This window comes from Rossellomorea aquimaris (assembly GCF_020171925.1).
Classification (GTDB): domain Bacteria; phylum Bacillota; class Bacilli; order Bacillales; family Bacillaceae_B; genus Rossellomorea; species Rossellomorea aquimaris_F.
The window spans coordinates 164,202-175,860 of the sequence record NZ_JAIVAR010000004.1 but is presented as its reverse complement, the minus strand read 5'-3'; the positions used below and the strand labels follow the sequence as shown (position 1 = coordinate 175,860).

Annotated in this window: 10 protein-coding genes; all 10 read left to right on the top strand. The window is 44.8% G+C overall.

The genetic code is table 11. The features are described from left to right. The first annotated feature begins 350 nt into the window (after window positions 1-350). The 10 genes from clpX (at window position 351) to LCM10_RS15185 (ending at window position 11,622) form a co-directional block, all read left to right on the top strand. Window positions 351-1,622 carry an ATP-dependent protease ATP-binding subunit ClpX gene (gene clpX, locus LCM10_RS15230; RefSeq protein WP_224877151.1) on the top strand — a complete coding sequence of 424 codons (1,272 nt, stop codon included), beginning with the start codon at window positions 351-353 and terminating at the stop codon, window positions 1,620-1,622. A 75-nt stretch (window positions 1,623-1,697) separates the two neighbouring features. Next, on the top strand, window positions 1,698-2,408 hold the full coding sequence (locus LCM10_RS15225) for a diphthine--ammonia ligase (RefSeq protein ID WP_224877150.1): 711 nt from the start codon (window positions 1,698-1,700) through the stop codon (window positions 2,406-2,408). 184 nt (window positions 2,409-2,592) lie between these two features. After that, a complete protein-coding gene (lonB, locus tag LCM10_RS15220; RefSeq protein WP_224877149.1) occupies window positions 2,593-4,257 on the top strand; it encodes an ATP-dependent protease LonB in 1,665 nt (554 codons plus the stop codon). Between the two features lie 190 nt (window positions 4,258-4,447). Then, entirely contained in the window at window positions 4,448-6,772 is a 2,325-nt protein-coding gene (gene lon / locus LCM10_RS15215) for an endopeptidase La (protein ID WP_224877148.1), read from the top strand. Beyond that, window positions 6,769-7,353 carry a ribosome biogenesis GTP-binding protein YihA/YsxC gene (gene yihA, locus LCM10_RS15210; protein ID WP_224877147.1) on the top strand — a complete coding sequence of 195 codons (585 nt, stop codon included), beginning with the start codon at window positions 6,769-6,771 and terminating at the stop codon, window positions 7,351-7,353. The genes lon and yihA overlap by 4 nt, the downstream gene beginning before the upstream one ends. Before the next feature lie 287 nt (window positions 7,354-7,640). Further along, on the top strand, window positions 7,641-8,417 hold the full coding sequence (locus tag LCM10_RS15205) for a transporter substrate-binding domain-containing protein (protein ID WP_224877146.1): 777 nt from the start codon (window positions 7,641-7,643) through the stop codon (window positions 8,415-8,417). 100 nt (window positions 8,418-8,517) lie between these two features. Further along, the gene (locus LCM10_RS15200) at window positions 8,518-9,165 is read left to right on the top strand and encodes an amino acid ABC transporter permease (protein ID WP_224877145.1); all 648 of its coding nucleotides are present in this window, start codon (window positions 8,518-8,520) and stop codon (window positions 9,163-9,165) included. Window positions 9,166-9,187: 22 nt separating this feature from the next. Beyond that, window positions 9,188-9,922 (top strand): amino acid ABC transporter ATP-binding protein, encoded by a 735-nt coding sequence (locus LCM10_RS15195; RefSeq protein ID WP_318247501.1) that lies wholly within the window; start codon window positions 9,188-9,190, stop codon window positions 9,920-9,922. A 162-nt stretch (window positions 9,923-10,084) separates the two neighbouring features. Next, window positions 10,085-11,008, top strand: coding sequence for a DMT family transporter (locus tag LCM10_RS15190; protein WP_412103409.1), 924 nt, complete (start codon window positions 10,085-10,087; stop codon window positions 11,006-11,008). Window positions 11,009-11,064: 56 nt separating this feature from the next. After that, a complete protein-coding gene (locus tag LCM10_RS15185) occupies window positions 11,065-11,622 on the top strand; it encodes a cysteine dioxygenase (RefSeq protein ID WP_224877143.1) in 558 nt (185 codons plus the stop codon). Window positions 11,623-11,659 lie beyond the last annotated feature (37 nt).

Here is an 11,659-nt window from a genome sequence, read left to right as displayed (position 1 = left end):
CACGGAAATCAAAAGCGGTATTAAAAGTACAAACTAACTTTTAATGATTTTCCAACCATATAAAAGAATAATAACCCTAAAAGTTGGATAAACCTTAATAGCAGGGGTTAATTTTCAAAAAACAAAACTTGCAGCGATTCTTCACACACCATACCTAAAAAACATTTAAGTAAAATATTTGCTAAAATGTCCAATACATAATAAGATGATTCTTAAGAATCGTATAATTTTTCTACAAACATATACTGTGCTAAAATGCAATACATAACTGAGTGGTGAGAAGAAGCAAGTACACGGTCACCATCATCGATAGGGATGATGGTCCAGTATTCATGAAGGGGTGAAACACATTGTTTAAATTTAATGATGAAAAAGGACAACTAAAATGTTCTTTTTGTGGTAAAACGCAAGATCAAGTACGTAAATTAGTAGCCGGACCAGGTGTCTATATTTGTGACGAGTGCATCGAACTTTGCACTGAAATCGTAGAAGAAGAGCTCGGTACGGAAGAAGAAGTAGAGTTCAAGGATGTTCCGAAACCAAAGGAAATCCGAGAAATCCTTGATGAGTACGTCATCGGACAGGATCAGGCGAAAAAGTCCCTGGCCGTTGCCGTTTACAATCATTACAAGCGTATCAATTCAAGCAGCAAAGTAGACGATGTTGAGCTTTCAAAGAGTAACATCGCAATGATCGGACCTACGGGTAGCGGTAAGACTTTACTTGCCCAAACACTTGCCCGCATCCTGAATGTACCATTTGCGATTGCGGATGCCACATCCCTTACGGAAGCCGGTTATGTAGGTGAAGATGTTGAAAACATTTTGCTTAAACTGATCCAGGCTGCAGATTATGATGTAGAGAAAGCAGAAAAAGGCATCATTTACATCGACGAGATCGATAAAGTTGCAAGAAAATCAGAGAATCCTTCCATCACAAGGGACGTATCAGGAGAAGGTGTTCAGCAAGCTCTCTTGAAGATCCTTGAAGGAACGGTTGCTAGTGTACCTCCTCAAGGCGGTCGTAAGCATCCTCATCAAGAGTTCATCCAGATCGATACGTCAAATGTCCTATTCATTTGCGGTGGAGCATTTGATGGAATCGAACAAATCATCAAACGACGCTTGGGCCAAAAGGTCATCGGATTCGGTTCCGATCCTAAGAATGCCGAAGTGAAAGAAGATAAATCACTTCTATCCAAAGTGGTACCTGAAGATTTATTGAAATTCGGTCTGATCCCTGAATTCATCGGACGTCTACCGGTCATTTCAAGCCTTGAGCCACTTGATGAAGAAGCGCTTGTTGAAATCTTGACAAAGCCTAAGAATGCTTTAGTGAAACAATATCAAAAAATGCTTGAGCTGGACGATGTTGAGTTGGAATTCACGGATGATGCACTGCTTGAAATTGCCAAGAAAGCAATCGAGCGTAAAACGGGTGCACGTGGACTTCGTTCCATCATTGAAACGATGATGCTTGAAGTGATGTTTGATCTTCCTTCCCGTGACGATATCAAGAAATGTATCATCACGAAAGAAACGATTCTTGAAGATGCAACACCACAACTCGTTCTTGAAGACGGAACCGTCATCGATTCAAACGAAGAAAAAACATCAGCTTAATAGCTCAATGGAAAGCCAAGAATGATTCTTCATTCTTGGCTTTTTTTACGGATGAAGAAAAAGGGGGATGGGTTCATGAATAGGAAGAAAACAAAGGTGGCCATAAGCTGGAGCGGTGGAAAAGACGGGTGTCTCGCCTTGTATCGTACATTAAGAGCAGAAAAAGAAGTAAACTGCCTTGTCTCCATGGTCTCCGATGAAAATGAGCGAAATCATGCACACGGCTTGCGATTGAATATCCTCAAACAGCAGGCAGAAGCCTTGGATATTCCGCTGGTATTGGTCGACTCCGGAGACGATTATGAGCGTGCCCTCATTGGGGCATTAGCAGATCTAAAGAAAAATAGGGGTGTGGATGTAATTGTCTTTGGAAGCTTATATGCCAAAGAAGACAGAAAGTGGAATGAACAAGTGGCAATGAAAGCGGGCTTGAAACCCTCATTTCCTGTATGGATATCAAAGGATGAAAGCAGTCTTCTGCTGAAAGAATTCATCACCCTTGGATTCTCAGCAGTCATATGCAGGGCTTCCGATAAAGTATTCAATCCATCATGGGCAGGAAGAATGCTCGATTGGGAATTTTATGAGGATATTCACACCAAAAATGATGGTTGCGTCATGGGAGAATCAGGTGAATACCACACATTTGTCCTGGACGGTCCCATCTTCTCTAAAAAAATTCACCTTGCAAAATCAGGAGTGGTCTTAAACTCCGGACTTTGGTCGTTGGATATAGAGGATTGTCAATTACTAGACAAAAAAGATGAAATCAATTGCATTACTTAATTATGAGCGTAGTCGGGGTGTAAGAGCGAAATGAAAATATATAAAGTAACCAGCACTCGCTAAGAAATATATATTTCTTTTAATCCCGTTTTGAACCATCCATTCCCCGAACTTTTTTGTTTATTCCCACAAGGTCAAGGAGATACTAACCCGTAACAACTTGTATCTACTTGGAGGGAGACGAATGAGCTTTACTAGCATTGCGTTATTTATCCAGTTGTTCTTCGGGATCATCATTGGATTGTATTTCTGGAACCTTCTTAAAAACCAACGTAATCAAAAAGTGACCATCGACCGTGAATCAAAAAAGGAAATGGAAGAACTGCGAAAGATGAGATCCATTTCATTGACAGAGCCGCTAGCAGAAAAAGTAAGGCCAACGAGCTTCGATGATATCATCGGACAGGAAGACGGAATCAAAGCGTTGAAAGCAGCGCTTTGCAGTCCCAATCCCCAGCATGTGATCATCTATGGTCCTCCCGGGGTCGGGAAAACGGCTGCCGCTCGACTCGTTTTGGAAGAAGCGAAGAAGAACTTTAAATCTCCATTTAAACCAGGAGCGGTGTTTGTCGAACTGGATGCCACCACGGCACGTTTTGATGAAAGGGGGATTGCCGATCCATTGATCGGATCCGTGCATGACCCGATCTATCAAGGTGCGGGTGCAATGGGACAGGCGGGGATCCCTCAGCCGAAGCAGGGAGCGGTGACGAATGCACATGGCGGTGTGTTGTTTATCGACGAGATCGGTGAACTGCATCCCATCCAGATGAATAAATTATTGAAGGTCTTGGAAGACCGGAAAGTTTTTCTTGAGAGTGCCTATTATAACGAAGAAAATCATCAAATCCCTACGCATATCCATGATATTTTCAAAAATGGCCTTCCGGCTGATTTCAGGCTGATCGGGGCAACGACAAGGACGCCGAATGAGATTCCGCCTGCGATTCGTTCACGCTGCATGGAAGTGTTCTTCAGGGAGCTTGAGCAGGATGAAGTGAAGAAAGTGGCAGCACGTGCGGTTGATAAAATCAACATGACCCTCAGTGATGAAGGACTTGACACTCTGGCTTCCTATTCAAGGAACGGCCGGGAAGCGGTCAATATGGTCCAAATTGCAGCGGGTGTGGCAATCAATGAAAATAGAACGGAAATCTATGATCATGAGTTGGAATGGATCATCCACTCTTCACAGTTATCCCCTCGGTATCAGAAGAAAATCAATGAAGAAGCTTCAATCGGCGTCGTGAACGGACTGGCAGTCACAGGTCCTAATACCGGTTCATTGTTAGAAATCGAAGTGACCGTCATCCCGGCCCAGGATAAAGGACAGATCAACGTGACGGGAATCGTTGAAGAAGAAAGTATCGGTGACCGAAGCAAATCGATCAGGAGAAAAAGCATGGCCAAAGGATCGATTGAAAATGTCATCACGGTCCTGCGATCAATGGGTGTACCGGCAGATCAATATGACATCCACGTCAACTTTCCTGGCGGGATCCCGGTTGATGGTCCTTCAGCGGGAATTGCGATGGCACTGGGAATCTACTCAGCGATTTATCGACTCCCGATCAAACACAATCTTGCTTTGACGGGTGAAATCAGCATTCATGGATTTGTGAAGCCTGTTGGAGGAGTGTTCCCGAAAGTGAAAGCGGCAAGGTTGGCAGGTGCCGAAGCAGCCATCATCCCGTTTGAGAACCAGCAATCGATGATGAATGAAATTGAAGGGATTGAAGTGATCCCCGTGAAACATCTGAAGGAAGTGCTTGATATTGCTCTGATCAAAGATCAGTTGAGTACAAGCGAAACCTCAATGATGGATGAGTCAAATAAGAAAAGCGTGTAGACCATGACCGATTCGGGTCAATCCGAATCGGTTTGTTTATGATAAACCCATTCTAAAAGACATGCCCCCCTTTAAATAGAAGAATCCGGCATACTGATATCCCTTGCAGCGTACCTATTTAATAGACACTACCTAGTAAATAAGTTAGAATTGTACAAAGGCTAAGAGCCTAATTTTGGAGGTGTTAGATTTGTCAGAACAAAAGAAAATTACGGTGCCCCTCCTTCCATTAAGAGGCTTACTTGTTTATCCAACAATGGTCTTGCATTTAGATGTTGGCCGTGAACGCTCTGTTCAGGCTTTGGAAAAAGCCATGATGGATAACCATTTAATTTTTCTAACCACCCAAAAAGACATGAATATAGATGAGCCCGAACAAGAAGATTTCTATGAAATGGGGACTCTCACGAAGGTCAAGCAAATGCTTAAATTGCCTAATGGGACGATCCGGGTGCTCGTGGAAGGATTGAATCGTGCATCAATTACGTCGTTTACCGATGAAGAAGAGTATTATGAAGTCGAAGTGGAAGAGCTTCATGATTCACTAGAAAAGGAATCGGAGACAGATGCGTTGATGAGGACGCTCCTGAATTATTTTGAACAATACATAAAGCTTTCCAAGAAAGTATCTGCAGAAACATATTCGACTGTCTCGGACATAGATGAGCCGGGAAGACTTGCTGATATTGTCGCATCCCATCTTCCATTGAAGATGAAGGAAAAGCAATCCGTATTGGAGACCCTTGATATCAAGAAACGACTTCAAATGGTCATTGAAACCATCAATAATGAAAAAGAAGTATTGAGTCTGGAAAAGAAAATCGGCCAGCGTGTGAAGAGGTCGATGGAACGGACCCAAAAGGAATATTACCTTCGCGAACAGATGAAAGCGATCCAGAAGGAACTTGGGGATAAAGAAGGAAAAACGGGAGAAATTGAAGATCTGACGGCAAAGATCGAACAGGCTGATATGCCCGAAGATGTGGAGAAGACTGCCCTCAAAGAGCTCGCGCGTTATGAAAAAGTGCCTTCAAGTTCCGCTGAGAGCTCTGTTATCAGGAACTACATCGAGTGGCTTGTTTCCTTGCCGTGGTCGACAGAAACAAAGGACCAGCTGGACATCAAACGTTCAGAAACGATCCTGAACCGTGACCACTATGGTCTTGAGAAGGTGAAAGAACGCGTATTGGAATACCTTGCAGTCCAGCAGCTGACAAAATCGTTAAAAGGACCGATTCTCTGTCTTGCAGGGCCTCCGGGTGTCGGGAAAACGAGTCTCGCACGGTCAGTCGCAGAGTCACTTGGTAGGAATTTCGTCCGGATCTCCCTCGGGGGTGTAAGGGATGAGTCTGAAATCAGGGGACACCGCCGTACCTATGTTGGGGCGATGCCGGGAAGGATCATCCAAGGGATGAAAAAAGCCGGAACGGTCAACCCGGTTTTCCTGCTTGATGAAATCGACAAGATGTCCAGTGATTTCAGAGGCGACCCTTCATCAGCGATGCTCGAGGTCTTGGACCCAGAGCAGAACTCTAATTTCAGTGATCATTACATCGAGGAGACCTACGATTTATCCAAGGTAATGTTCATTGCAACGGCGAATGATCTGTCCACGATCCCTGGCCCGCTAAGAGACCGTATGGAAATCATCACGATTGCAGGTTATACCGAATTAGAGAAGATGAATATCGCCAAGCATCACCTGTTGACCAAACAGATCAAGGAACATGGCTTGACGAAAAATCAGCTTCAGGTAAGGGATGAAGCGATTGTCGATATCGTCCGTTATTACACACGCGAAGCAGGTGTCAGAAGCCTCGAGCGTCAACTGGCTTCCCTATGCAGGAAAACGGCGAAGATCATCGTATCTGGTGAGAAAAAGCGCGTCGTAATCACGAGTGGAAATATAGAAGAGTTCCTCGGTAAGAAGAAATTTCGATACGGACAGGCGGAAGTGGAGAATCAGATCGGGGTTTCGACCGGTCTCGCTTACACATCCGTCGGGGGTGACACGCTGCAGATTGAAGTGTCGCTTGCGCCAGGTAAAGGAAAGCTCGTCCTTACAGGAAAGCTTGGGGATGTGATGAAGGAATCTGCCCAGACTGCCTTCAGTTACGTAAGATCCAAAGCCAAAGAGCTCGGAATCGAGGAAGACTTCCATGAGAAATGGGATATTCACATCCACGTCCCTGAAGGAGCGGTACCTAAAGATGGCCCATCAGCAGGGATCACCATCACGACAGCCCTTGTATCTGCCCTGACTGGTAAATATGTCAATAGGGAAGTTGGGATGACAGGTGAAATCACCCTTCGCGGAAGAGTCCTTCCGATCGGAGGTCTAAAAGAAAAATCATTAAGCGCCCATCGTGCTGGAATCAAAACGATTATCCTGCCGAAGGATAACGAGAAAGACATTGATGATATTCCTGAAAGTGTAAGGGGAGATTTGACTTTCATTCTTGTATCCCATATTGATGAGGTCTTAGAGAAAGCATTAGTAGGTGAGAATAAGTGAAAGTAAACCAAGTTGAATTAGTCATCAGTGCGGTCCGTCCGGAGCAATATCCAGAAGGGGACCTGCCTGAGTTTGCACTGGCAGGGCGTTCGAATGTGGGGAAATCATCCTTCATCAATAAAATGATCGGCCGGAACAGCATGGCGAGGATTTCATCCAAGCCGGGGAAAACCCAGACGCTGAATTTTTATAAAATCGAAGAAACACTTTATTATGTGGATGTTCCTGGATACGGCTATGCGAAAGTATCCAAGAAAGAACGTGAAGCTTGGGGGAAGATGATCGAGACGTACATCACGTCACGCGATCAGCTGAGAGCCGTCATCCTCATCGTCGATCTCCGTCATCCGCCGACAAGTGATGACGTCATGATGTATGACTTTCTTAAGCACTACGGCATCCCTTGCATCATCATTGCAACCAAAGCAGATAAAATACCGAAAAGCAAATGGCAAAAGCATCTTAAAGTCACAAAAGAAACCTTCGACCTAGAAGAAGGAGACGAACTGATCATGTTCTCATCAGAAACCGGTCTTGGTAAAGACAAAGCTTGGGATGCGATTAAATCTTTTTATAAATAACTAATAAAAAAGAACTGCTTCAATAGTGAAAAGCAAACTATTGAAGCAGTTCTTTTTTGTATGAGCTGTATATAGAGGGCACTAATGCCTAGGTGGTGCGAGTATCATGAAGCATATAAAAGGATCGCGGTGCATACTTGAATATATCCAAGCCCAGTTAACGACAGCTTTCATTATGCAACAATATGAATAATTATAGTGATATTTGAATTTTGAGAATTTTCTCTTTTGTTGTTACAATTGTGAAAGATATACAAGAAATACATATTAAAGGGGGACTTCAAAGAGTGAAGAAATTGACAGGATTACTTCTATTAGCATTGGTGCTGATCCTTTCAGCATGCGGAGGGAAAGCAACGACTGAAAGTGGAGCAGAGCTTGTGGAGGACGGGAAATTCGTATATGCCGCTTCCGGTGAGTTCAAGCCGTTCAGTGTGACTGAAGGTGACGGTACGATGTCAGGGTTCGATATTGAAGTAGCGGAGGCCGTAGCCAAAGAATTGGGGCTTGAACCTGAACAGAAGAAGTTCAAGTTTGCCGGGATTGTGGAAGGCGTCAAGTCCGGTCGATTCGATGCAGCGGTAGCGAGTCATACGATTACGGAGGAGCGACTGAAAGAAGTGGATTTCTCCACGCCATACTATTACTCTGGTCCGCAGATCTTCGTGCGTTCCGATAGTTCAGTTGAAACACTGGATGACCTTGAAGGGAAAGAGATCGCTGTTTCCAAAGGTTCTACGTATGCGGATACCGCAGGGGAAGTGACTGATAATATCCAGCAATATGACAGTGACGTCGTGGCGCTTGAAGCGTTGAGCAAAGGGAAGCACGATGCGGTCATCACGGATTTCATCACTGGTAAAGAAGCAATCGCTTCAGGCTTGAAGATCGAAGCGCGTGAACTGATCGGGCGCAGCGAACAGGCAATTGCCGTAAGCAAAGAGAATGAAGCACTGCTTAAGGAAATCAATAAAGCACTTGAAAAGCTGAGAGAAGATGGAACGCTGAAGGAAATCAGTGAAAAGTACTTTAATACAGACATCACAACAGACCCAGAAGAGTAAGCGCAGCATGATGGAAAGCGAATGTGCTTCGTTGCACATTCGCTTTTTTACGGTAGCGCAAGGTCTTAAGGTTAGCAAATAGTTGAATGGAGGGACATGCATGCATTTTCTCGAAACATTTGCAGATACATATGATATCTTTCTGAAAGGGATGCTTCTGACATTCCAATTGACGGTCGTATCCGTACTGATCGCCATTGTAATCGGACTATTCTTTGCCTTTTTGAAAATTTCCAAAGTAAAGCCACTTGAGCTGCTGGCAGATTTATATATCTTCGTCGTCCGCGGGACGCCATTGATCGTACAGATCTTTATCTTTTATTTCGGACTGACCGCTCTGCATATTTCCGGGTTCTGGTCCGTTGTCTTGGGTCTAGCCTTTCATAACGGTGCGTATATCGCTGAAATCTTCAGGGGAGCCATTCAATCGATTGACCGTGGCCAGATGGAAGCGGGTCGTTCCCTTGGGATGTCGAATGGATTGACAATGAGAAGGATCATTTTGCCTCAGGCATTCAGAAGGGCCCTTCCACCACTTGGCAATCAGTTCATCATCGCGCTGAAGGATTCCTCGCTTGCATCCTTTATCGGTATGTTTGAACTCTTCAGTGTAGCGACGACCTTGGGATCAAATAATTTTGACTATATGACATATCTATTGATTGTCGCAGTCTACTACCTGATTTTAGTGCTGGTATTCTCGACTATTGTGAACATCATCGAAAAGCGTATGTCTGCTAGTGATTAAATCGATTCTAGGAGGGATGAAGATGAGTCAGGAAATGATAAAGGTTGAAAAGCTGAATAAATCCTTCGGGGACTTGCATGTTCTGAAGGATATCGATATGAGTGTGAATGAAAGTGAAGTGGTCTGCTTGATCGGTGCCAGTGGATCGGGGAAAAGTACCCTGCTCCGCTGTTTGAACTTCCTTGAACTGAAGGACAACGGCAGGGTCATTTTTGAAGGGGAAGAAGTGAATCAAGATACACATGATCTGAATAAAATCCGTCAGAAAGTGGGGATGGTGTTCCAGCATTTCTACCTGTTCCCCCATATGACGGTGTTGGAGAATGTGATGGAAGCACCGGTTCACGTAAAGGGTATATCAAAAGCTGAAGCAAAGAAGGATGCAAAGGAGCTCTTGAAGAAAGTCGGGCTGGCCGAAAAAGAAAATGTGTATCCTTCAAAATTATCAGGGGGACAGAAGCAGCGTGTGGCCATTGCGAGGGCTCTTGCAATGAAACCGGATATCATGCTGTTTGATGAACCGACCTCGGCACTCGATCCCGAACTAGTCGGCGAGGTCCTGGCAACGATGAAGGAGCTCGCACTTGAGGGGATGACGATGGTCGTCGTCACGCATGAAATGGGCTTCGCTCGCGAAGTCGGGGACCGGGTCGTGTATATGCATGACGGTAGGATCGTAGAGGAAGGTTATCCGAAAGAAATGTTCTCGAATCCGAAACAGCAAAGAACCAAGGAATTCCTTGATTCTGTTTTATAATACTACGCGAAAAAGCGCCTCAAAGTCATGGGGCGCTTTTGTTGTTGTTTTTTTGATTTTTACTCTTCGTGTAGCCTTTTACGCAAAATTTATACTGCCTTCTCACATGTTCTGAATGGACATGCATAGTATGGTAAAAAGCGCTGAAAGGAATCCATGCCAATGAGTAAGAATAAGGCAACCATCGCCGCCTCTTTTTATGCCAGCATGTCAATCAGCTTCTGGGGAATCTCATTTGTATCAACAAAGGCGGTTGTCGATACGATCGATCCCTACACGCTTCTCGTCTTGAGGTTTGCGATAGGGGCATTGTTTCTGTTTATGGTACTCGTGTTAAAACGATATCCGCTGTTTTTCCCCCTTCGTTACCTCCCTCATCTGATCGTCCTTGGTGTTCTGGGCGTATTCGTGCATCAAGTCATCCAAGCGACGGCATTAATCACCATCGATGCTTCTGCTGCGGGCTGGATGATCTCCTTCTCACCTGTATTCACGGTCATCCTTTCCATGATTTTTTTGCATGAGAAAATGACCTTCATCCGTACGGCAGGCATGCTTCTGGCCATTGCCGGAGTATTGATGGTGACGAATGGCGGAAGTGGGAAGGGTCCTGATTTCGTTATGAGCATGGGCTATTTATTGATGATTCTCAGTACGTTGAACTGGGCGGTCTATTCCGTTTTACTGAAGAAACTGAGGATCCCCCTCCCGTCCCTGGTCGTCACTTTTTATATGAGCCTGGTGGGGTGTTTACTGACCATGCCGTTTCTTCTCAGGAGCAGGGGGTGGGAACATATGACTCTCCTTTCGCAAGGTGAGTGGGCACATATTTTATTTCTCGGCGTTTTTGTCTCGGGTGTGGGCTATTGGTATTGGGGAAAGGCGCTGGAAGTGATGGATGCTTCGAAAGTGTCGATGTTCCTATACCTTGAGCCTTTGGTTACACTCATTGCAGCCGTCCTCCTCTTACATGAGAAGATTTTGTTCGTCAGTATCCTTGGAGGGGGCATCATCATCTTGGGGGTCACCATGGTGAATGGGCAAGCAATATCGGCCTTCAATCACTTGATCTGGAGAAGGAAATGAATTGATGTATCGTTTGTCAGCACGGTCGTAAAATACTGACTGAAAGGAAGAGTGTTATGACGATGTATGAACGGATCAAAGAGAGACTGGATGGGCTGGTATCTCCATCAAATGGAGAGCTGAGGTCTGCATTAGAATCATTGTCCATCACCCTTGAGGAACTTGCACCCCTGCTTCGCACTTCAAGTGGGAAACCGTATTATCGCCGTCTTTTATATCAAAATGAGGAAGTGGAACTACTGGTGATGAATTGGTCCGATATTGAATGTGCACCGCATGACCACGGTGATTCAAAAGGGTGGATCAAAGTCATGGGTGGGAGCTCTCTGAATACGGTATTCGAAGTGGACGACGGACATTTGCCTAAAGAATTGTTCAATAAAGTCCATCATAAAGGATCGTATTTCTTTGCCCCAAGGAATGGAATCCACAAAATGAAACGGGAAGGAAATGATCCCCTCGTTACGCTTCATTTGTATTCGCCCCCGATAGAAGGGATGAAAGTATATGATTTGGAGAAGTGCGCTGCCTGTATCGTTTCCAAGGAGTGCGGGGCATGGTGGCCGGACGACCAAAAGCAGAAGTTGGAAGAAATGATGCTTGATAAAGATTGAGGGAAGGGGCAATGTTGCCCCTTCCCTCCCCGTTAAC